This is a genomic window from Acinetobacter bohemicus ANC 3994 (assembly GCF_000367925.1).
Lineage (GTDB): Bacteria > Pseudomonadota > Gammaproteobacteria > Pseudomonadales > Moraxellaceae > Acinetobacter > Acinetobacter bohemicus.
The window spans coordinates 33282-56123 of sequence record NZ_KB849167.1; the positions used below are offsets into that span (position 1 = coordinate 33282).

22 protein-coding genes, 2 tRNA genes and 1 pseudogene are annotated in these 22842 nt (G+C 39.4%); 10 read left to right on the plus strand and 15 right to left on the minus strand.

The window, feature by feature from the left end; all coding sequences use genetic code 11:
- Window positions 1–764: LysM peptidoglycan-binding domain-containing protein (locus tag F994_RS17610; RefSeq protein ID WP_004649585.1), on the minus strand; the 764-nt coding region annotated here is incomplete at its 3' end.
- A 20-nt stretch (window positions 765–784) separates the two neighbouring features.
- Window positions 785–4051 (minus strand): type VI secretion system Vgr family protein, encoded by a 3267-nt coding sequence (locus F994_RS07165; protein ID WP_034696909.1) that lies wholly within the window; start codon window positions 4049–4051, stop codon window positions 785–787.
- Window positions 4052–4288: 237 nt separating this feature from the next.
- Here F994_RS07165 and F994_RS07170 point away from each other — a divergent pair, with 237 nt between their 5' ends.
- Together F994_RS07170 and F994_RS07175 are read left to right on the plus strand one after the other, a co-directional pair.
- Window positions 4289–5443: a methionine aminotransferase gene (locus F994_RS07170; RefSeq protein WP_004649588.1), complete on the plus strand. Its 1155-nt coding sequence runs from the start codon at window positions 4289–4291 to the stop codon at window positions 5441–5443.
- A gap of 121 nt (window positions 5444–5564) precedes the next feature.
- On the plus strand, window positions 5565–6932 hold the full coding sequence (locus F994_RS07175; protein ID WP_004649589.1) for an MATE family efflux transporter: 1368 nt from the start codon (window positions 5565–5567) through the stop codon (window positions 6930–6932).
- Between the two features lie 184 nt (window positions 6933–7116).
- Here F994_RS07175 and F994_RS07180 read toward each other — a convergent pair whose 3' ends face one another.
- Window positions 7117–7956 (minus strand): SDR family NAD(P)-dependent oxidoreductase, encoded by an 840-nt coding sequence (locus F994_RS07180; protein WP_004649590.1) that lies wholly within the window; start codon window positions 7954–7956, stop codon window positions 7117–7119.
- 231 nt (window positions 7957–8187) lie between these two features.
- Between F994_RS07180 and F994_RS07185 the strand changes: the two genes are divergently transcribed.
- From F994_RS07185 to phoR, 3 genes are all read left to right on the plus strand, one after another.
- Window positions 8188–8895 carry a TetR/AcrR family transcriptional regulator gene (locus tag F994_RS07185; RefSeq protein ID WP_004649591.1) on the plus strand — a complete coding sequence of 236 codons (708 nt, stop codon included), beginning with the start codon at window positions 8188–8190 and terminating at the stop codon, window positions 8893–8895.
- Between the two features lie 221 nt (window positions 8896–9116).
- On the plus strand, window positions 9117–9827 hold the full coding sequence (gene phoB, locus F994_RS07190) for a phosphate regulon transcriptional regulator PhoB (protein WP_004649592.1): 711 nt from the start codon (window positions 9117–9119) through the stop codon (window positions 9825–9827).
- A gap of 25 nt (window positions 9828–9852) precedes the next feature.
- The gene (gene phoR, locus F994_RS07195; RefSeq protein WP_004649593.1) at window positions 9853–11211 is read left to right on the plus strand and encodes a phosphate regulon sensor histidine kinase PhoR; all 1359 of its coding nucleotides are present in this window, start codon (window positions 9853–9855) and stop codon (window positions 11209–11211) included.
- Between the two features lie 47 nt (window positions 11212–11258).
- On the opposite strand, the gene F994_RS07200 is transcribed toward phoR, so the two are convergent.
- The 3 genes from F994_RS07200 to F994_RS07210 all read right to left on the minus strand — a co-directional run bounded on the left by F994_RS07200 (window position 11259) and on the right by F994_RS07210 (window position 13368).
- A complete protein-coding gene (locus tag F994_RS07200; protein WP_004649594.1) occupies window positions 11259–11906 on the minus strand; it encodes a glutathione S-transferase family protein in 648 nt (215 codons plus the stop codon).
- Between the two features lie 88 nt (window positions 11907–11994).
- A complete protein-coding gene (locus F994_RS07205) occupies window positions 11995–12396 on the minus strand; it encodes an OsmC family protein (RefSeq protein WP_004649595.1) in 402 nt (133 codons plus the stop codon).
- A 24-nt stretch (window positions 12397–12420) separates the two neighbouring features.
- A complete protein-coding gene (locus tag F994_RS07210; protein WP_004649596.1) occupies window positions 12421–13368 on the minus strand; it encodes a pirin family protein in 948 nt (315 codons plus the stop codon).
- Between the two features lie 325 nt (window positions 13369–13693).
- Here F994_RS07210 and F994_RS07215 point away from each other — a divergent pair, with 325 nt between their 5' ends.
- Complete coding sequence (locus F994_RS07215; RefSeq protein ID WP_004649597.1) at window positions 13694–14965, plus strand: GGDEF domain-containing protein; 1272 nt, start codon at window positions 13694–13696, stop codon at window positions 14963–14965.
- On the opposite strand, the pseudogene F994_RS07220 reads toward F994_RS07215, so the two are convergent.
- Window positions 14966–15280 (minus strand): annotated as a pseudogene (locus F994_RS07220) (restriction endonuclease); the annotation flags it as partial. It abuts the gene before it with no gap.
- A gap of 57 nt (window positions 15281–15337) precedes the next feature.
- On the opposite strand from F994_RS07220, the gene F994_RS07225 reads away from it, so the two are divergent.
- Entirely contained in the window at window positions 15338–15748 is a 411-nt protein-coding gene (locus F994_RS07225) for a hypothetical protein (RefSeq protein ID WP_154649949.1), read from the plus strand.
- Between the two features lie 71 nt (window positions 15749–15819).
- Here the strand turns inward: F994_RS07225 and guaA are convergent, their stop codons facing one another.
- From guaA to F994_RS07240, 3 genes are all read right to left on the minus strand, one after another.
- Complete coding sequence (guaA, locus tag F994_RS07230) at window positions 15820–17403, minus strand: glutamine-hydrolyzing GMP synthase (protein WP_004649601.1); 1584 nt, start codon at window positions 17401–17403, stop codon at window positions 15820–15822.
- 152 nt (window positions 17404–17555) lie between these two features.
- Window positions 17556–17924 carry a NirD/YgiW/YdeI family stress tolerance protein gene (locus tag F994_RS07235; RefSeq protein WP_004649602.1) on the minus strand — a complete coding sequence of 123 codons (369 nt, stop codon included), beginning with the start codon at window positions 17922–17924 and terminating at the stop codon, window positions 17556–17558.
- A 136-nt stretch (window positions 17925–18060) separates the two neighbouring features.
- A complete protein-coding gene (locus F994_RS07240) occupies window positions 18061–18477 on the minus strand; it encodes a DoxX family protein (RefSeq protein WP_004649603.1) in 417 nt (138 codons plus the stop codon).
- Window positions 18478–18670: 193 nt separating this feature from the next.
- On the opposite strand from F994_RS07240, the gene F994_RS07245 reads away from it, so the two are divergent.
- Complete coding sequence (locus F994_RS07245) at window positions 18671–19303, plus strand: DedA family protein (RefSeq protein WP_004649604.1); 633 nt, start codon at window positions 18671–18673, stop codon at window positions 19301–19303.
- 27 nt (window positions 19304–19330) lie between these two features.
- On the opposite strand, the gene F994_RS07250 is transcribed toward F994_RS07245, so the two are convergent.
- The 5 genes from F994_RS07250 to F994_RS07270 form a co-directional block, all read right to left on the minus strand.
- Entirely contained in the window at window positions 19331–19921 is a 591-nt protein-coding gene (locus F994_RS07250) for a LysE family translocator (protein WP_004649605.1), read from the minus strand.
- Between the two features lie 217 nt (window positions 19922–20138).
- Window positions 20139–20528, minus strand: a complete 390-nt coding sequence (locus F994_RS07255; protein WP_004649606.1) for a hypothetical protein — start codon at window positions 20526–20528, stop codon at window positions 20139–20141.
- Between the two features lie 8 nt (window positions 20529–20536).
- Complete coding sequence (locus F994_RS07260; RefSeq protein ID WP_004649608.1) at window positions 20537–21379, minus strand: ParA family protein; 843 nt, start codon at window positions 21377–21379, stop codon at window positions 20537–20539.
- An 82-nt stretch (window positions 21380–21461) separates the two neighbouring features.
- Entirely contained in the window at window positions 21462–21854 is a 393-nt protein-coding gene (locus F994_RS07265; RefSeq protein WP_004649609.1) for a SirB2 family protein, read from the minus strand.
- 13 nt (window positions 21855–21867) lie between these two features.
- Window positions 21868–22179, minus strand: coding sequence for a BolA family protein (locus F994_RS07270; RefSeq protein WP_004649610.1), 312 nt, complete (start codon window positions 22177–22179; stop codon window positions 21868–21870).
- A 236-nt stretch (window positions 22180–22415) separates the two neighbouring features.
- Between F994_RS07270 and F994_RS07275 the strand changes: the two genes are divergently transcribed.
- Together F994_RS07275 and F994_RS07280 are read left to right on the plus strand one after the other, a co-directional pair.
- Window positions 22416–22491, plus strand: a tRNA-Gly gene (locus F994_RS07275).
- Between the two features lie 40 nt (window positions 22492–22531).
- A tRNA-Gly gene (locus F994_RS07280) sits at window positions 22532–22607 on the plus strand.
- The last annotated feature ends 235 nt before the right edge of the window (window positions 22608–22842 follow it).

Consider the following 22842-nt stretch of genomic DNA (forward strand, 5'->3'; position numbering starts at 1 on the left):
GGTGTCGAAGGTGTCGAAGGTGTCGAAGGTGTCGAAGGTGTCGAAGGTGTCGAAGGTGTCGAAGGTGTCGAAGGTGTCGAAGGTGTCGAAGGTGTATTATGATTTAATCTTAATACTTGACCAACATATATTTTATTAATACTAAAAAGATTATTTATTCGTTGTAATTCACTAACTGGAATAGCTGTTTTAACAGATATTCCAGTTAATGTATCCCCCAATTTTACTTTATATATTTCTGAATTATTAAGACTATTGGTATTGATTATATTATGTGAAGCATTTCCTCCCGATGCTTTGTAATTAGGGTGAACTTGTATTTTTTGTCCCTTATATATTCTATTTGCATCTTTTATTTTATTAAGACCACATAATAGTGCAACTGTCGTATGATACTTTTTTGCTATATCAAATAATGTATCCTTATCTTTAATTATATAAGTTAAAGGCTTAACATTTCCATCTTCAGTCTTTTTTTCATATCTTTGTAACTTTTTGATTAAGATTTTTGGACTTCGAAAAACTTTAACATCTCTATCTTTATAAAGAAAATAGATACCTACATACTTATATTCACCATTTAGTTTTTTCACAAAAACCTTGAGACAAGTACCTAAATCTCGACTAATTACTACTGATTTTCCACTATTATTACTTAGCCCAGCAGCTATTGTTTTTCCTTTAATATCCTCAACTTTATGTTCTAAATTTGATATAGGATTAAATAACAAATCCACAAATTGAAATGATACAGTACCTTTCATAATTATTTTATCCATCTAATTTATATATCTTTTTCTTCTACATGATCAAAACTTAAATCATCATCACTCAACCATTCGGAAGAATTATAACCAACCAAAATATCAAATTCTTTTTGCACATCTGAAAAATAGTCCTGTGTTTGACCATCTTCATCCAAATTTCCAGTGATATATGTATTGGTATTTTTATCTAAATATTGATATTCAATATTTAGAAATTTTTCTCCCACAAATAAATGATATAAATCTAACTTATTACTATAATTTTTATTTGTTGGGATATTTGGTAACTCTGCATTTACAGTTGCTCCTCCCACAAAACTATGCTGCCCTGCTTTACTCTCAAACTTCCCACCTGTCGTAGTAAAAATACCCTGAGCATTAATTTTGATCTGAGAACCACCAGCAGTCAGTACAATTTCTTTAGGACTGGTTATTTCAATTTTTTCTTCAGTAGAAATCAACTTGATGACTTTGCGTGCAATCGCTTCAATCGCATCATCCTGAGCTTGAAGTTCGATCTTACCTTTCGCAGCAAAGGCTCGGAGTCCTTTCTGCGCTGCAAATAAACTAATCTTCTCTTGAGCATGTGCCACAATATTTTTCTGCGCACTTAAATTCATTGAACCTTGTGCACTCGTCGCAATATCTTGCGAGGCTTGTAAAATAATGTCTTCAGGTGTGGTTAAAGCAATACCATTCGGTGAAGCCAATAACAGCAGTGCTTGTCTAAACAATTTTCCTTGTTCTTGTTTTCCAGTATCACGACTACTTTCTAAACCTTGGGTATAACCTTCCATAAAGCCTTGTAATGAACTGAATGCCTTATTGGGTGCTATTTCTAGCTTATTTCCCTTACTGAACGTGCCACAAGTACTCATGATATCGAAATCTTTGATATCCACATTCGCCAGCACTTTGCTCACTTCTTGTAAACTACCCAAAGGGTTCGATTCAATATGGTCTTTAATACTCGCAAGCTTGCCTTTGATCAGCTCAGAACCATGTTCTTCGACATTTTCAATAAATTCTTTTAAGTTTTCGACCGCTTCTTTTGCATCGGTGAAGAAATGATTAAATTCATCCACAATGCCTTTGCCCTGTTCGGCAAACTGCCCCATATCCTGAATAAAGCCAGCACAATCTTTTAAAGCGTTCAATGGATCACGACCCACACTCTGTTTAAATAAATTCAACGTGGTATTCAAGGCTTGACTGGTACTTTTGAGTTCCAAAGATTGAATCAATTTCGGCAAGCGACCAATCACATTGAGTGCATCGGTTTGCTGTTTAACCGCAATTTCACTGAGCATCTTCATGCTTTCGTGACCTTGGGTGAGTAAAGACTGTGCTTGTGCTGCATCTAAATGATCTGCAATGGCTTGTTCCTGAGCATAGGTACTGATGAGCATCCCTTTACCCGCCCGAACAGCACCATACTGATCTGTTCTGAGTTCAAATCCTTCTCCTCGACCAACACTGGTCTCGGCAGTTTTAGGATGACTTAAATGACCCAAATTAAGCTGACTCGCGCCATGGCTACTCTGCAATTGGGTACTAATTTGTCCCGTCGTATCATCAAAACGCAGCTGGTTAAACCCCGAACCACTAACCTCTTGTGAACGAATACCACTGAGTTTTTTAGTATCGGGTAACTGTCCTTTAATATCAAACATGGTCTGGTGTCGTTCAGCTTCATGGATACGCCCCACCACAAAGGGTCGATCAACATCACCTTCAAAGAAATCGATCACCACAATTTCACCAATCCGTGGATGAAATCTTGCTCCATAGCCTTCACCGGCCCAAGGGGTCAACACATCCACCCAAGCTGAATCGGCATCATTGTCATTGCTTCCCGCACCGCCATCATGTGTATGGTCATCGGCACGAGTAAACATAAAGCGCACTTTAATTCGCCCCCAAGCATCGACATGAATCGTTTCACCTTCAGGCCCAACCACTTTGGCACGTTGTGGATAGGCTGCTGGACGATGCTGTAAAGGCTGATATTCAGGCACAACGGCAATTGTACGGCGCACCACATACAACTCATTAGCTTGTCGTTCATCCCCTTGATGTTGCCAATGGCTTAAACTGAATAGGCTATCGAATTGCTGTAAAATATCTTTGGGCAAATTATTTTGGTTATAAAAAGTTTTACCTAAAATCAGAAACTCTTTGTCTGAACCTGAATGTGAATCAATTTCAGGATGATCGATCAATTCAAACCAATAACCGACCTGTGCATCACGTACACTACTCTTGGCCGTAAAATATTTGGAGTGTAAGTTCTGATATTGCGACAGTCTTTGATTGAGCTTGTCTAATTGCTGACTGCCTGAAGCCGTGCTTTGATCTGCCCTCGTTAAATCAGCTGTCCACGCCGGGCTGATACTCCAAGCCTGTTCCAAACTTAAGCTTTCATTGTCTTGGACATCACTATGCTGATGATGGGTCAGTAGACTATTGCTTTGATCCTGAGATAGGCGATTGGCTTGCCAACGCTGCGTCTGTATCGACGTTGATTGTAAATAACGCTGTCCAGTAAAACTGGTGATGCTATCTAAACGTTCTGTGGCATGACTGCGATGGAAACGAATGCACCTCCGGCTTAAAGCACGATATGGTTGATGATCATCAATTAAACGTAATTTTTGTGCTTGAATCGCTGCCGCTGAAGTCATCACCATATGCTCAGCTTCATCAATTAGCCAATTGATCCCTTCACTGCGCCAGAGTCGTGTTAAAAACGCATAATCGGTTTCATTGGCTTGCATGACAAAAGGACGCACGTCATATTCTTGGCTTAAGCCCTGCACATTTAAACTTAAGCTTGCTGCGAATAATGCACTCTTACTTTGCCATTCTTTAAATAAAATTTCACTAATCTCAGGCACAGTTTTGTTCATAAACACGCGACTATTACGGCGTTTGTGCCAAAGTGCAGTGGCATCTTCAAGGGTCAATTTATATAAGGTGAATGCACCATCACTTTGCCCTTGGCTCGCCCCCGTAATAATGCCTGTGATTCGGTACAGTTCACCTAAATCCGTGACTTGATCGACGGCCACTTGGGCGCCAATAAATTGTTTCAGTGGAATATATGCATTACTCGATAAGCAAATCAGCTCAGCTTTGAGTCCCTGATTGATACGATGCTCGCCTTCAATTCTTTGAATCAAGACTTGAGGATTGAGTAATTGATTGGAAAAATGGATATGCAGGGCGCGCTTTTGCAAACTTAAGCCCATAGCATCCATAACAGCATGGATTGTTTTTAGCATCATAATTTATTGTTGTAAGGGTATTATTTTAATTAGTGGCTGCATTCTAGAAAATGTTGTTTTTTTAGTCTAGTTAATTTTTGCTTAATTTTTGCTTAATTTTAGCCAAAACATAAATTCGGTTAAATTTATGCATCAACTTTAAAATTAAGATATTAAATTTACAGGCTTATTTTTCTGCTACGAGGTTACTGGTACACTCAAAAATGATCAAAATACATTAAAAGAGTTCGGGTCATGCTTCAGCTCCATTCCAAACTACCTGCACAAGGGGTCACCATTTTCAGCGTGATGTCCGCCATGGCACAGCGCTTAAATGCTTTAAACCTATCGCAAGGTTTTCCAGACTTTGCTGCTCCACCTGCGCTACTCAACGCCCTCAGCCAAGCCACGTTGGATGGATTTAATCAATATGCTTCAGGCGATGGGCTGATTGCACTGCGTGAACAATTGGCACAGCAGTTTTTAAAGCGCGATCAACTCATGATTGATCCCTTGACTGAAATTACCATTACCCCTGGGGCAACGATTGCCATTTTTGCAGCCATTCAAGCACTCATTGCTACTGATGATGAAGTGATTATTTTTGACCCCAGCTATGACAGTTATGCGCCAAGTGTGCAATTGGTTGGTGGAAAAGCCGTCCATATTACCTTAACGCCGGCAGATTTTTCGGTGGACTGGAATCAAGTTAAAGACGCAATCAATGACAAAACCCGAATGATCATTATCAATACCCCACATAACCCAACAGGTGCGATTTGGTCACATCAAGACTGGCTAAATTTAATTGAATTGATTCGTGATAAAAATATTGTGCTGCTGTCCGATGAAGTCTATGAACATCTCATTTTTGATGGTCAAAAACACTATTCAGCCCTGTCCTTTGCTGAATTACGTGATCGCAGTATTGTGGTGGGTTCCTTTGGTAAAACCTTCCATGTCACGGGCTGGAAAACAGGTTATTGCATTGCTGCCCCTGAGCTGATGAAAATGTTTCGACAGGTTTATCAATTTGCCAGTTTTTGCGCGGTCACCCCTGTGCAAATGGCATTGGCAACTTTTATGCAGCAGCATCCTGAACATATTGAAGAATTAGCAGGCTTCTATCAGCAAAAACGCGATCTGTTTAATTCAGGTCTAAAAAATTCACGCTTTCAATTTACTCCCTCGCAAGGCACCTATTTTCAGAATTTAAATTATAGTGCGATTCGCCCCGATTTAAACGATGTGGAGATATGTACCTTTCTGGCCGAACAGCATGGCATTGTCGCCATTCCGATTTCGGTTTTTTATCAACAAGCGCCCGAAAATTTACGTTTAATCCGTTTTTGTTTTGCTAAAAAAGATGAAACGCTCGAACAAGCCTCTGCCATTTTGTCCGCAGTTTAAAGGCATTATTACTGGATAAATTTTCGCCTTAGTTACCTAAAAGCTAAGGCTTTTTTTAACCAACTCAGGTAGTGTAAGTTTAAATCTGCAAAATGATAAAAATATACTTACAGGACGTTCAATGCCTAAAAACCAGCCGATGGTTAATCAACATAATTTATGGAAAACATTTTTTATTTTTCTCATGCCCTTGATTGCGACTAATATTCTGCAAAATCTGTCAGGGACGATTAATACCATTTTTGTCGGACAAATGATGGGCGTCAATGCCATCGCTGCCGTGGCGGTGTTCTTTCCCATTTTATTTTTCCTGATGGCTTTTGTGATTGGACTCTCCGCAGGTGCAACGGTCTTGGTCGGGCAAGCGTGGGGCGCACAAAATATTGAAAAAGTCCGCTGTGTCGTTGGCTCGACGCTATTTATGACTTTAATTGGCGGCAGTATTATTGCGTTGTTAGGTGTGGTGTTTGCCAAACATATTTTGCTGGCGTTAGGCACAGATCCAGATGTGATGCACTTGTCATTGCCCTATGTTCAGTGGATGCTGGCAGGAAGCCCATTACTGTTTCTTTATATTATTTATACCTCTATTTTACGCGGTGTCGGTGACAGCACCACACCGCTGATTGTTTCAGGGATGACCATTTTAATTGGTTTATTGATTACCCCTGTGCTAATTGCAGGTTATTTTGGCTTTCCAAAAATGGGCATTATTGCACCCGCAATTGCCACGATTGTCGGTTACTTTGCCGTACTGGTTTTTTTGTTTGTGTATTTAAATAAAAAAGATCATCCGCTTAAACCTAACCGTCTGCTGTTGAGTCATATTCGCCATCATCCCGAACTGAGTAAAATCGTACTGCGTTTGGGGATTCCAACAGGCATCCAAATGGTGACCACTTCAGTTGCAGGTTTAGTGATTGTCGGCTTAGTCAATCATTATGGCTCAAACGCAACGGCAGCTTATGGTGCCGTCAATCAGGTGTTGAATTATATTCAATTCCCAGCCCTGTCTATTTCGATTGCTGCCTCAATTTTTGCAGCGCAAGCCATTGGTGCAGGAAAATCGGATTTACTCGCAAAAGTGACGCGTACTGCACTGGCTATGAATATTTTGGTGACAGGCAGCTTGGTCACTTTGGCTTATCTATTTTCTAAATATTTGATGGCATTGTTCATTACCGACCCTAATGTCGTGGCGCTGGGTCAACAGTTATTGTTTATCGTGTTGTGGTCAATTCTGTTCTTTGGTGCTAGTTCGATTTTTGCCTCAATCATGCGTGCTAGCGGGACGGTCACTGTGCCGATGATCATTAACATCTTCGCTATTATTGCCATTGAAGTACCATGTGCCTATTTATTTAGTCAATGGTGGGGATTGCAAGGCATTTGGTATGCTTATGCTTTGGCATTTGTCTGCTTATGTATTCTGCAAGGTCTGTATTATCAATTGGTCTGGAAAAGAAAAACCATTCAAGCGTTGATTTAAGTTTATATTTCTCAATAAAAACCAAGTTTGATAACATTGTTATTGCGCTCAGATATCACTCTTTCTTTGCTGCAAATTAAAAGGACTGCCTCTGTAAAATACAAGAGTCAGTCCTTCAAAATTGACTCAAATAGCGACTCAAATTTAAAAATACAGTTCAAATAGCCATTTTTTAAATAATTTTTTATTTAAAACGCTTACTCCATGTCGTTGCCATCGCGGTTACTTTTTGATACCCCGTCGGTAAAACACGTTGAATTAAATCCAAGGTTTTTGCATCGTTACCAATCAATAAACGACGCTTATCTTTTTGCACAGCATCCAAAATTTGGCGTGCTGCTTCTTCAGGTGGACAACGCAATAATTTATTGAAAGTCTTCGCCGATTTTTCAGGATTCATCCCCAGTGCTCTTAAGCTGTCATTCATTTTTGCTGCATTGGCAATATTGGTCCGAATTCCCCCCGGATGAACACACAGCGCACTCACGCCACAATTTTCAATATCTAGTTCTTGACGTAATGATTCAGTAAAACCCCGCACCGCAAACTTGGTCGCATTATAGGCAGACTGCGTCGGCTGAGCAGTTAAACCAAAAAGACTGGAAATATTAATCACATGCCCTTCACCCGATTTTTTGATCAGCGGTAAAAACTCTTTGGTGCCATAGACCACCCCCCAAAAGTTAATATTCACAATCCACTCCAGTTCTTCATAAGAAGCCCCTTCGACGGTTGAACCCAGTGCAACACCTGCATTGTTAAAAATCATGTTGACTGAACCATGATGCTGTACCGTGTCAGCAGCCCAAAGCTTCATTGCATCACGGTCAGCAACATCTAACTTTTGCGTTGTGACACGAACATTACTTTTTTCTAGTAATTCAACGGTTTGTGCTAAACCTTGTGCATTGACATCACTCAATGACAAATGACACCCTTGTTTCGCCAAAAGAACAGCCAATTGCTGCCCAATACCGGAACCTGCACCTGTAATTGCTGCAACTTTATTTTTAAAATTTTTCATGACTCATCCTTATGCAATTCTTTCTGCATCATCAACCCAAACAGATTGGTTATTTTTTTGCTGTGGTGATGTGCAGTTCATCCATCCAATATAATTTTGACAATACTCATTGTCAATATAATATTAGATCAATAACAGAATAAAGACCCTCCGCCCATTTCCAGCATAGGTCTACGAACAAATTATTGTTAACATAGCGCAAACCTTGAGTAAATTTGGCACACGACCTTTATGACTGAACAACACGACAATCTCCAAGAAAAACAAAAGCAAGCGTCAAAAACCAAAGAACGTCAATTTAAAGGCTTATCTTTAACTGAACGTAAACAAGCACGTCGTGAAAAACTGATTGAAGCGGGCATTGAAGCCTATGGTACACATGGTTTTTTTGCGGTCACGGTCAAAGATATTTGCAATGAAGCCAAACTGACTGAACGCTATTTCTATGAATCTTTTAAGAAAAGTGACGAACTTTTTCAAACCATTTTTTTAACCTTAATTGATCAATTGCAACACAATGTCATGCAAGCCATCATGCAGGCATCCAGCGATCCACGCAAAATGATTGAAGCCGGTTTAACTGCTTTACTCACCACATTAAGAGATAATCCACGGATGGCACGGATTATTTATATTGATGCCATGCTGGTTCAAGAACTGCATAACCAAGCCACCATTCATGAAACTATGTTACGTTTTGACCGGATGATTCAGGCTTTTGTCATGCTGATGATGCCGCATATTGATCGCTCGGAACGGGAAATTTCTTTCGTTGCCACAGGCCTTAATGGTTATGTGACTCAAATTGCGATTCGTTGGGTGGTCAGCGGCTTTAAACAATCGCTGGAAGATGTTTTATCCTCATGTAGCATCGTTTTTTTATCATTGCTGAATACTTTTTCAGAAAAAGGAAAAATATTAAAAAAAGAAAATCCGTGATCATAACAATATCAAAAAATATTCAAAGCTTTGAATTTGTTATATTTATATGACTGATTTATTTTAAAATCTTGATATGATCAGATAAAAATTGTCACATTTATTTGCTAAAATGGGCAGAGTAGCCTTTTCTGCAATGATACTGTCATAATTAATCTTTGTAATAAGCCTGTCATAAATACAAAACGGTTCACCGTTAACATCAAATAGGATATTGCGTTGTGAAAGATGACTATATTTTAATCGTCGATGACGAACTTCCCATTCGAGAGATGATTCATACCTCTTTAGACATGGCAGGCTTTCAATGCTTACAAGCAGAAGATGCGAAACAAGCGCACCAAATGATTGTGGATCAACGCCCTGCACTTATTTTACTCGATTGGATGCTTCCGGGCGGTATCAGTGGCGTTGACTTGTGTCGCCGCTTAAAACGTGACGAGACCCTGACCGAAATTCCAGTGATTATGCTGACCGCACGCGGTGAAGAAGACCATAAAGTTCAAGGTCTCGATGCTGGTGCAGATGACTATATGACCAAGCCTTTTTCTACCCGAGAATTGGTGTCACGCATTAAAGCGGTGTTACGTCGTGCCAATGCCCTAAGTGGTGAAAAAACCATTGATGCCAATGGCTTAATCCTTGACCCAGTCAGTCAACGGGTCAGTTTTGGTCAGAACATTTTAGAGATGGGCCCGACCGAATATCGTTTATTGGCCTTCTTTATGACCCACCCAGAACGTGCTTATACGCGTGCTCAATTGCTTGATCAAGTTTGGGGTGGTAACGTATATATTGAAGACCGTACAATTGACGTGCATATTCGACGTTTACGCAAGGTGCTCGAACCGTATGCCGTAGACCGCTTTGTACAAACGGTTCGTGGCACAGGTTATCGTTTTTCTACCCGTGCGGATATCGCTTTAGGTTAGTCGTTTTTTAGGTAAATCATGTTTTATGTATGAACCATACCCTGTCCCAGAATTGACACGAGAACATCAAAAATTTCGCTACAGTAGTTTATGGACTTTTGCGAAACAAGATTTACGTCTACTCGCCTTTTTACTGCTGATAGCCAGTTTAATTGGTATCGGGATCGGGTATTTTTGGATTTTAATTTTCATCGCGTTTGCGATCTTTTTTGTACTGCAATTACGTTCACTGTATTTGGTCAATGAATGGATTTCCAATCGTCCTTATGATGTGCCGCCTAATTTAGATGGCATTTGGGGTGCATTGCTGTTTAATGTTTATCGTGCACAGCGCCAAGAACGGATTGTACAAGCAGAAATGGTCGGCTTAATTGATCGTGCGCAATCCTCACTGGTGGCATTAGCAGAAGCCGTGGTGTTAATTGACGAATCACACCAAATTGAATGGTGGAATCCAGCAGCGGAAAAATTGCTCGGTATTCAACCTTTAGACCGTGGGCGTAATATTTTAACTATCCTGCGTCAGCCTAATTTTATTGAATATTTTAATCATATTGACCAAGCACCTGATGGCTTAAAAATGAAATCTTCAGCCTTTGAAGATCATTATGTGCAAGTGAAAATGACCCGTTTTGGTGGGGAAAGTCGTTTATTGGTGGCCTATGACGTAACGCGTATGCATAACCTAGAACAAATGCGTAAAGACTTCGTCGATAATATTTCCCATGAATTACGCACACCGCTGACTGTACTCAGTGGCTATATTGAAACGTTTACCGATCAAGAAGATTTAAACCCACGTTGGAAACGTGCCTTTGACCAAATGCAGGCTCAGACCAAACGCATGAATGCCTTGGTCAATGACTTACTGCTGCTGTCCCGCTTAGAAAGCAACAAACAAATTGCCAAAAATCAAATTATTGAAATGCCTAGTCTGATGAACCAATTATTTGATGATGCGCAAGCCTACAATGTTGATTATGGGCATACGCTGAACCTCGAAATTGACAGTCATTGCGACCTGATTGGTTCGGATATGGAACTTGCCAGTGCGTTTAGCAACCTCATTACCAATGCCATTAAATACACCCCCAAAGGGGGCACCATTACCATGGGTTGGCACGATGATGGGGTACAAGGTTATTTTACCGTTGAAGATACCGGCATTGGCATTGACCCCAAACATTTACCCCGTTTAACCGAACGTTTCTATCGTGTCGATAGCGCACGTAGCCGTCAAACTGGCGGAACCGGCTTAGGTCTGGCGATTGTCAAACATGTACTCATGCAACACGGCGCGCACTTAGAAATTGAATCGAAAGAAAATCAAGGTTCAACCTTTAAAGTGGTGTTTCCGAAAGAACGCCTCTACCATATGAGTTAACGATATCAGCACTTTTAGTGCCTGTTTTTAAATTCACTAGCCATCATTTAAGCCAAAGTTTGTTCTTTAGCACGTGCACGTTGAAAAGCAGGACGTTGGGCAATACGTTGTAGATATGCCTTGATATTTGGATAAGAACCCGTTGTTCTGGATTGTAGCGCGTCTAATGGAAACCACATTTGAATATCCGCAAAAGAAAATGTCCCCGCAAAATATTCATGCTTAGATAAATAATCTTCCAAATATTCAATATGATCTTTTAAACGAGGGCGAATAAATCCAGTCTTGACCCCGACTGTTATTTTTTCTGCAATCGGCTTAATCAGCCATGGCACATGTTTGGGTACATTATTCATCACCAATTGCATCACCAATAACGGCATTAACGAACCTTCGGCATAATGCAGCCAATAACGATACTGCTGCTGCTCTGCTTTATGCTGCGGTTTAAACTGCTGCCGTACATCATAGCTTTCTTGCAAATACTGTAAAATCACCGCAGATTCCGCAATCGTTTGCTCCTCATCGGTTAATACCGGTGCTTTAGCCAAAGGATGCACCAATTTTAATTCAGGGGGGGCAGCAAAAGTCGGTAAGCGCTGATAAAACTGCACTTGATAATCAAGTTCCAATTCCTCTAAAGCCCATAAGATTCGAAAAGAACGTGACTGATCTAAGTGGTGTAATGTAATCATTTTTTGACCTCTATTTTTATGCTTTGACTATACGCATCGCTCTAAAAGAATGACACCCTGCTTTACACAAAATGTCATTACTATCGGGTCATTCAACAAGTACGGTTTTTATCTCTACGCTACGTAACAAGGTTTTGGTCACCGGCGTTTTACTGCTGATCTCTAAAACTTTTTGTTTCAGTTCCTCAGGTAGCGGCTGTGCAAAAGATAAACGACGTTCAATCCATTCTTTGCCTTCTTTATTGGCATAAAAATCGGCTTCAACAGCAAATTCACCCAACTCGATCCCTTTATGGCTGGCATACATGCGTAGCGTGATCATGGTACAAGAAATAAGCCCAGCACAAATCAAATCATAAGGTGCAGGCCCTTGATCTTGTCCACCAAAAGACTCAGGTTTATCGGTAATAAATTGGTGTGTGCCACTGCTCACCTCACCCGACCAAGGTTCAGCAAGCGTTCGTACTTCTGCATTTGCAATGATGGCCATAATCATGAATCCTCTATTTTATTTTTATCGCGATGCACGCATTTTATCTGGGAATGCCGGTGCTTCTAATCTTGGACCTGGATAATCAGCAATATCACCAAAGCGTTGATCTTGATTAATCCATTGATCTCGGGCAAGGCTTAACTCTTCCTGCGTACGTCCGACAAAATTCCACCAGAGCAATATCGGTGACTCAAAGGGTTCGCCGCCTAACAATAAAATACGGCTGCCAGCATGCAACTGAATTTCAATTTCAGTCAAACCGGGTTCTAACACCACCATATTGTCTTCAGTCAATTCATGACCATTGACCACAGCCGTTCCATCCAAGGCCATAAAACCATGTTCAAACTTTGGATTGAGTTGAAGTCGTGTGCTGGTCGATTCTTTTGCTGTTAAATCGACACCGAGTAATTCGGTATGCACCGCGACAGGCGATTTGGTTTTTAAAAATTCACCGACCAAAACGGTGAATTCCACCTGATCTTTTTCGACCACAGGAAGTTCTGGATAATGGTCAAAACGCGGTGCCATATTGATTTTATCATCAGGCAATGCAATCCAAAGCTGAGCAGCATGCATATGGGTTTCAGTTTCTGGTGCAACTTCAGTATGCGAAATACCATAACCTGCGGTCATCAAATTGACCTGCTTCGGGCGAATCAATTGTTTGGTGCCTAAGCTATCGGTATGCATCATGGTGCCTTCAATCATCCAAGTGAAGGTTTGTAAACCCATATGCGGATGTGGGCCAACATCGAGGCCATCCCCTTGAGGAAAAGTGACTGGCCCCGCATGATCTAGAAAGCACCATGCACCAATTAAGCGTTTGTGGCGACTCGGCAATGCACGTTTAATGATGGTTCCCTGCCCAATTTCTGCACTACGCAAAGGGAACTCCTGAATAAATTGATTCACGTATTTTTCACAATCGTCTGAGTTAGAAAGCTCTGTATAGTTGCTATTGGTCATATTTTTATCCTAAGTCTTACGGACTAAACCGTGCTTTTAATGTCTTCATCTATTCTTATCATCATATAGACTCTTACGAACTCAGCCTATAAGTCACTTAATACGCTGAATACTATGTATAGGACAATATCATTTTTGAAACTTTTCTTGATGAGCAACCCTTTGCCGATTGATGCAATTGAATATTCATCTCTTATTCATATGAATTTTATACATATAAAAAAAATTGTCACAATTGCACTCACCGTTCAGTATTTATCTTATATACAAGCTTTATTGTTCAGCATATGATTCTTTAGGTAGACCCCATACAGGGCTGATTTAAATGTTTAAGAGAGATCAACAAAGCTCTCGTGACAAAAATGATAAAAATAGTCATCATTTTAAAACACCTAGAGAAAAAAAATTCAATCATGAAGCTGCTTATATTTTACCGGAGCAGCTATGTAGTGCGGAAAATCGAAAAATAATAGAACAAGCGTTAGATGCTCCAATCACTCGTATTCCAGTACAATTTCAGCAATATTACTTAAACTATCAAAATAAACACCAACGCCAATTTTTAAAATACGTTAATTATATTGGCCAACTTACATTTTTAATCTATTTTTTTGTAGATTGGTTTTTATTACCTGAAATCGTCATAATTTCTGCCATATCACGGCTCAGTCTGGTACTAAGCGCAATATTCATTAATATCTTCTTCTTCCGTTACTGTAAAAATATTAATATTTTAGACAGTTTACTGCCTATTTATGTCGCGATATCTGCGGTCGTCTGGTTAGGCCTGTTGTATTTATCACAAAGTCCGCTGGTTCATACTTATATCTATGCTTCTGTTATTTTTATTTTATTGGGCAATTTATGCATACAGGTCTCCTTTCGATATTCCATATTTACCTCGTTACTCACCAGTGCAATTATTTTAGGAGGAGTATTTAACTTAGTCAGTTTTCAGGAAGCCATCATATTTTCATTCACATATACCCCTGTTTTATTACTCAGTATGTATATCAGTTGGAATAATACTTTAAATTCAAAACGGAATTTTTTACGGGTTTTATTAAACGATTGGAATTATTACGCTTTATGTCAACTCGCTCATACCGATGAACTAACCCAACTCAATAATCGTAGACAATTTATGCAGGTGGCTGAAAAAACCATTCAAAAATGGCCTAAATATAATTTAGCCTGCTTACTCATGTTTGATATCGATTTTTTCAAAAAAATTAATGATAGCTACGGTCATGATGTCGGAGATGAAGTTCTTCGTATACTGGCCGAGATTTCTCGCCAAGAAATGCGCTACACCGATGTGCTCGCTCGTTTTGGCGGTGAGGAATTTATTGCATTACTGCCCAATACCACACTGGATGAGGCAATTATTATTGCAGATCGCTTATGCAAAAAAATTGAAAACCATCAAATTTGTGTTCAAAATAAATTCTTTTTTAACTTTACGGTGTCTATTGGTATCGCTCAAATGCAACCACAGCAAAACGATTTAAATTTACTGATTAAAAATGCAGATCTTGCACTCTATGAAGCCAAGAAAAATGGACGTAATCAAGTCGCCATTTATACGGATAAATAACTAAAAATTTTCTTCGTCAAAACGATCCTGATCAATTTTGTAGATATGGAAGCGACGTTCGATCTGAACACCTAAGCCAAACTCAATCATCAATGATGTGAGCTTCTCACCGTCAATGAACACAATTCCCGATTTTTTAGCAGATTCAAATGCTTCTTTACTAAAACTAGAAGTTGTAATAAATACACCTTTTTTCGCAACTTGATCCGCCAAAGCACCTTTGAATTGTTGAATATCAGGGCGTCCGACGGTATTTTCTCAACGTTTAGCTTGAATATAAATTTTATCTAAACCTAAACGGTCTTCGCCGAGCATTTAAAACCATAAAAATGGATATATAATTTAATCACTTACAACTAGATGCTTTCCTTGATGTTTAATAAAATTATCTATTCGGAATTATCCCCTAAGCAAAAAGAAATTTATAATTTCCAGAAAATCTCGGCATATTTAGCAGACTACGGATTCAATTGTATAAAGTTATCAGATGATTGGAATGGTGCCGATTTTCTTGCATATCATTTAAATGGAAAAGACACCTTACGAATCCAGCTAAAAAGCCGCATTACGATTGATAAAAAGTATATAAATAAAAACTTACATATAGCTTTTCCAATTGATAAAGGATGGTGTCTAATTGACCATGATGCTTTAGTAAAAATTGTGCAAGAGAGTACTAATTGGCTTGAAAGTGCATCATGGGTAGAAAATGGTAAATATCACTCAGCAACATTAAATAAAAAGCTCTTTAGTCTCTTAGAACCTTACTTCTTCGTTAATTAACTTTTCTGACGCTTTTAAATAAAAAAAGAGCGCCTAAGCGCTCTTTTTTAAAGATAATTTTCTTTAGAAAATTATTCCCACTCAATCGTAGCAGGTGGCTTAGACGACACGTCATACACCACACGAGAAACATCTTTAATTTCGTTCATGATACGTGTTGAAATTTTATCAACCAAATCATAAGGAAGATGTGCAAAACGTGCTGTCATAAAGTCAACCGTTTCAACCGCACGAAGTGCAATCACCCATGCATAACGACGACCATCACCTACAACACCTACAGATTTAACTGGTTGGAACACCGCGAAGGCTTGCGCAGTTTTGTCATACCAACCGCTGGCACGAAGCTCTTGCATGAAAATATCATCAGCAAGACGTAAAATATCTGCATATTCTTTTTTCACTTCACCCAAAATACGCACGCCCAAACCTGGACCTGGGAATGGATGACGATATAGCATTTCAAACGGTAAACCTAAAGTTGTGCCTAAACGACGTACTTCATCTTTAAACAAGTCACGAATTGGCTCAACCAATTCAAAGGCTAAATCTTCTGGCAAACCACCCACGTTATGGTGCGATTTAATCACATGCGCTTTACCATTTTTGGTTGCAGCAGATTCAATCACGTCTGGGTAAATAGTCCCTTGTGCAAGGAAGTTTACACCATCCAAACCACGTGCTTCTTCAGCAAACACTTCAATGAATTCACGACCAATGATTTTACGTTTTTTCTCAGGATCCACTTCACCTTTCAGCGCAGTCAAGAAACGCTCTTCAGCATCAGCACGAATCACACGGATACCCATGTTTTTTGCAAACATGTCCATCACTTGCTCGCCTTCGTTCAAACGAAGTAAACCGTTGTCTACAAATACGCAAGTGAGCTGATCGCCAATCGCACGGTGTAAAAGTGCTGCAACAACTGATGAATCAACACCACCTGAAAGACCTAAAAGTACTTTTTGATCGCCAATTTGTTGACGTAATTGTTCAACACGGAGGTCAATGATGTTTTCAGAATTCCAAAGATTACGACATCCACAAATGCTGTGTACAAAGTTAGATAATAACTCAGCACCTTTTGCAGTATGGGTCACTTCTGGGTGGAACTGTACACCGTAGAAACGACGTTTTTCATCGCTTACTGCTGCAAATGGACAGCTTGGCGTGCTTGCAGTCACTTGGAAACCTGTCGGAATCGCAGAAACTTTATCGCCGTGGCTCATCCAAACATTCAGTTTGTTACTGCCACTTTCAGGATCAGCATCATTTAGATCACCCAAAAGCTGATCACGAACCAATACATCGACAGCTGCATAACCAAACTCATGTACTGTGCCCGGCTCTACTTTACCGCCAAGCTGCTCCGACATGGTTTGTAAACCATAGCAAATACCTAATACAGGTACACCTAAGTTGAACACAACTTCTGGCGCACGTGGACTACCTTCTTCATGCACACTTTCAGGGCCACCAGACAAGATGATACCGTTCGGATTAAACGCACGAATGTCTTCTTCAGACATGTCATAGGCATACATTTCAGAATAAACACCAGCTTCACGTACACGACGTGCAATAAGCTGACTATATTGAGAACCGAAATCCAAAATCAGGATGCGATCTTCAGTAATTTGGGTATTGGTAGTCATGGATAAACCACTATGCAGGCAAACGAATATAAGCGCGACATTCTATCATTTTTATCTGCTAGACGCACACCATTCATCCAAGGTGCACATTCAATTGATTGCATTATATTTCAGCGCTAAAAAAGCGCCCATTTTCGGGCGCTCTATAGCAATCAATCTATCACTTTTTCTATTTTAACCACTTCAATATCAGTCGGCTTATAACGATGCGTATCGACTTCCCCAACGACCTGCACTTTATCACCTGCTTTAATATGAGATGCTTTCCATAAATCATCATCGATATCCAGCAAAATGACCCCTGTACCATCACTAAATTCGTAGTGATCTTCATTGAGATGCTTCAACAATGTGCCCTTTAAAGTGACAGCAGTTTCGTCTTTTAAATGTTTAACCTCTGCCACTTTCACCTGATTGCTTGCCGCTTCTTGAATGATGATATGATCATCCTTACCCGCCCAACTGCTTACCGTTGTACAGATAGAACCGGTGAATAGAATAACCATCAAAATTTTATGCATATTTATTTTCCTAATTCTAAAGTGCGCTAAAATTTTATCTAAACAAAATTTGAACCCGCTGTACGCTGACTTTTTGTAATTTCAAGGCCATTGAAGCCAGACAAAATCATCCTTTATAACGCTAAAAATCAATCTATTATTTTTCAATATGATGATCTAGGCTAAATTTACCCGCACCGTGTAACATCAAGAATAATAGCCCACCGGTCATGGCCATATTTTTCATAAAATTAATTGCATCTTCGGCACCATGATGAAAAATAAAAGCCGTGATTAAACTAAATACGGCTAAACCCAATGCGGCAAAGCGTGCTTGAAAACCCAATAACAACGCCAAACCACCACCAAACTCAACCAAAATGGTGAAAGGCAGCATGACGCTGGGTACACCCATCGACTCCATATAGCCAACGGTTGCACTATAAGCCGTGATTTTTCCCCAGCCTGCAACAATAAAAATATAAGCCATCAGAACACGAGCAAGCAGACTGATCAAAGCATCCGTTTGTGGGCCTTGGAGCAGATTTTTCAGTACAACATTGGGATTTAACATGAGGTGACCTATTCGATATTTTATTTAGATGATGTATTCATCATAGGCCGATTTTTTGCTGGATAAAGCTGCGATTTGTAGATACATCGTTGCAAATATAGAATGATTGAATTGGAATTTATTTACGTTTTTATACTGACTTTCATACCTTAGACTGCTAGGATTTCAGCACATTTTCGCTGTCTGTGACCCCATGGAACTGATTGATTTTATATTGCATGTTGATGACCATTTACTCGAATTTATCACCAATTATGGCATCTGGATTTATGCCATTCTGTTCTTAATTATTTTTGTAGAAACAGGTTTAGTGGTCATGCCATTTTTACCGGGTGATAGTTTATTATTTGCCGCAGGTGCATTAGCTGCTTCAACCGGTGTAATGGATCCCTTTATTCTGGTGATGCTACTGTTTACTGCTGCTGTACTCGGCGACACACTGAATTATCATATTGGTAAATTTATCGGACCACGTGTATTTGAAATGGAATCACGTTTTATTAATAAAAAACATTTACATTACACGCAAAAATTCTTTGAGAAACACGGCGGTAAAACCATTATTTTTGCCCGCTTTGTGCCTTTCGCGCGCACTTTCGCTCCATTCGTGGCCGGTGCTGGCAATATGAATTACAAATTCTTTCTCAGTTTTAATGTGATTGGTGCAATCTGCTGGGTCGGTTCATTTATTACATTAGGCTATTTATTTGGCAATATGCCGATTGTCAAAGACAATTTTACCCATCTTATTTTTGGCATTATTATTCTGAGTGTGCTTCCCGGTATTATTGGTTTCATTCGTCAAAAGCTGAAAAAGAGTCACTAATTACGGGTGTGACAAAAGGTATAAGCGTTAAAAAAACCGAACCACCACGGGCAACATACAAAGCAGCAATAACATGGCCGATCCTTTATATAAAAGATCGGCTTTTATTTGCTTCGATTGACCGGCCAAAATCGCACGGCCAAAAGACATCCAAAACATCACGGTTGGTAAAAGCACCAAAGCAAAGACCGCAAAAACGAAAATAAAATTGCTTGGATTATGCCAAGTTTCAGGCGGTAATACGCCCGCAGCAAATAATAAGGCTTTCGGATTTTTTAAGGTAGAAAAGAATAGTTGGCGAGGTCGAATAGATTGATAGCGTTGACTATGCTCTTCTAAATGGGATGTTTTCCATAAATGAAAAGCCAACCAGAAAACATAAAGGGCACTGAGTAAATGTAATAAGTTGATTAAATGTGGCCACGTTGGGCTACATAAATGGATAAATAATGCCCACAAATTAATGGCATAAAAATAACCCAATAGCTCTGCTGGAATAAAAAGGCTGGTTTTTGCCAGCCCTTTTTGATGTGCCGAGCTTGCAAGTAATGCATTGGTCGGACCGGGAATCATCAGAACCGCAATCACTGCCAATACAAAAAGCCAACTCTCAATCATACACACCTGACATCACCATTAAACAGTGACACACCTTATATGAAAGTCATAAAAAGTAACAAGTATTTCAATCAAAAAACATGACTTCAAGCGTTTAAATATCACCTTACAAATAATTAAGCTTTTGATATTTAAAATATATGTTTGAAACATTTTGCTAATATTTTATCACTCTGCTGCTCCTCAAAGCGCAACAACAGAGTGATCATTACGATGATTATTGTGCTTTATTACGAATAATAATCGGACAATTTTTGAATTTAGCCGCTTGAACCACGGCTTCTTGCTCGCCTAAAAGACGTGCTAATTCAGTCTTTTTCGTATTAGAAGACTGGCCCATGTTCACTGAAACACTTGGACCAATGCCCCAGCCGCCATGACTGCCCCAACCACCACCTAATCCAACACCGACACCAACGCCAGTACGTTTAGCCGGTTGCACACCATTATCGACATATTGCTGAATACGGTTATATTCACTTTGTAATTGTTGACAGTTCAAAGCTTGATACTGTGTAGGTGAGATATAAGTCGGTTTTACTGTGGTCGCACATGCGCCTAATAAAACGCTACTCGCCATACATAGGCTGACATAAAATTTTTTCATAGGAAATCTCAAATCTTATTTTGCTCAATTTCATTGAACAATGATTGATAGGCTTGCGTCAATTTATGATCAGTAGCCAAATGAATGAGAGGCTGATTTTTAAAATGAGATTCCTTCATCAAAATTGACGGCGGCAACATACTGGCTAAAACAGGTAAACCTTCATCTTTAAGTTGTTGTACCACTTCACGTGGTAATTTTGCTTGTGCTTGAAATTGATTAACCACAATGCCTTCAATTTCCAAGCGGTCATTATGATCATCTTGTGTTTCGATGACATTTTCAATCAAGGTTTGTAAAGCACGTTTTGAAAAAACATCACAATCAAAAGGAATCAAGACACGATCCGCAGCAATTAAAGCCGATAAGGTAAAAAAGTTAAATGCGGGCGGCGTATCAATATAAACCCGCTCATATTCTCCATCCAACTGTTGTAAAGCATCACGTAATTTATAAATCTTATGTTTCGATTCTAAAGCATAGGCCAGCGCACCCAAAGTTGGGCTTGCAGGAATCACATCTAAATTTTTAAAAGGCGATGAGTGCACATAACTTTGTAAACCTTTGGCACGATTTTTTAAAATGGAACCGATCGCGTTGCTCAAAAGCCCTTTGCTTTGTGTTGTGCCCAGCATTTCTTCAAAATAGTTTTCAATATTCGGCTCTAAAGCGGGTTTATCCGCCGAATACGTTGCATCATCACCCAATAAATACTGGCTAGAATTGGCTTGTGGATCAAGATCAATTAACAAGGTCTTAAAACCTTGATATGCACTGATTGCTGCCAAATTCACGGTAATACTAGATTTACCGACCCCACCTTTTTGATTAAAAACCACACGTGTCCGCATTAATCACCTCCATGCTTTATATTTATGTATTCTTTGCAGTTTAACCTAGACCGCTTGCTGCACAAATAATAATGTCTAACAATTAGCCGAAATTAGGCTTTACCATCACTAAACCAATAATCGCCACCAGTGCCACCATCGCAATGGCTAAACCTGCACGACGTTGTACCAATAAAATACGGTCATCTTTTTTATAGGCTTTCATTAAAGAGGAAAATAAAACCAGAAACAGCACAACCTTGGCATAAAACCATGATTGCACCTCAAAGTTTTTAATGACTAAAGAAGTCAGACCCGTCAAAACAATTAAAGTCATTGAAAGATGTTGTAATGCCACAAAAAGTTTACGTGCTACAGGATTTGGTTGATTGCCCTGAACGCCTACAAATAAAGTAAAAGCGCGTGCAATCACCACACCAATCAGTAAGGTCACACTGATCATATGCACAATTTTAACTGTCAGCTGCATGTCCATTTTTCAATATTCCTTATTGTGATTTGGGTGCATGGGCACATTCAGGGCTAGCAGTCGCTTGACCTTGCCATTCCGAAGCAACAAAAGCATGAATCGCCAAAGCATGAATACTCCCCGGACCAAGTAAGTCGCCTGCGGCAGCATAAATTTTTTGATGGCGCTGCACCAAACGTAATCCTTCAAAAGCATCGCTAACCACAACCACTTTAAAATGTGACTCTTTACCTGGGAAATAACCACCATGACCGGATGATTCATTCACCACTTCTAAATGGATTGGTGACAAACTTTGTAATCGTTGAATTAATTGCTGTTCTAAATTCAAAATAATACTCCCAAAAGGCTCAAGCTCTCACTTTAGTATAACGTGTTCTGATTCAATCTTTTGCCTGTCATTTCAGAAATCATTCATCATTTTCCAGCCCAAATTTCTCTTATCGCTATCAGCTTTGCTGATGAAATAACCAATTCCCTGGAAACTGGTTTTATTTTATGCAATCGATACAAGTTTTTTCACAAAAGGATTGACCATATTTTCACATAATGTATTATACACGGCATGCGGGAATAGCTCAGTTGGTAGAGCATAACCTTGCCAAGGTTGGGGTCGAGAGTTCGAGTCTCTTTTCCCGCTCCAAATTTTTTAGTGTAAGTTTTTATTAAAAACTGCTCAATAAGCGGGAATAGCTCAGTTGGTAGAGCATAACCTTGCCAAGGTTGGGGTCGAGAGTTCGAGTCTCTTTTCCCGCTCCAAATTCAAAAAAGCCCTCATCGAAAGATGGGGGCTTTTTTTATGTTTAAATATATTTTCTATTTTTAAGTTAATCTATCTCATGCAGATTAATTCTTTCTTGGCAAAATATAGTTTAGCTTAATCCTGCTTAAGCGAACGATTCTAAAACTTCAAATTTAATGGTTTTACCTTAAAAAATTATAAAACAAAGTCATAGATACTTAAAAAGCCTGACAAACCAAGTTTTTGATTCAT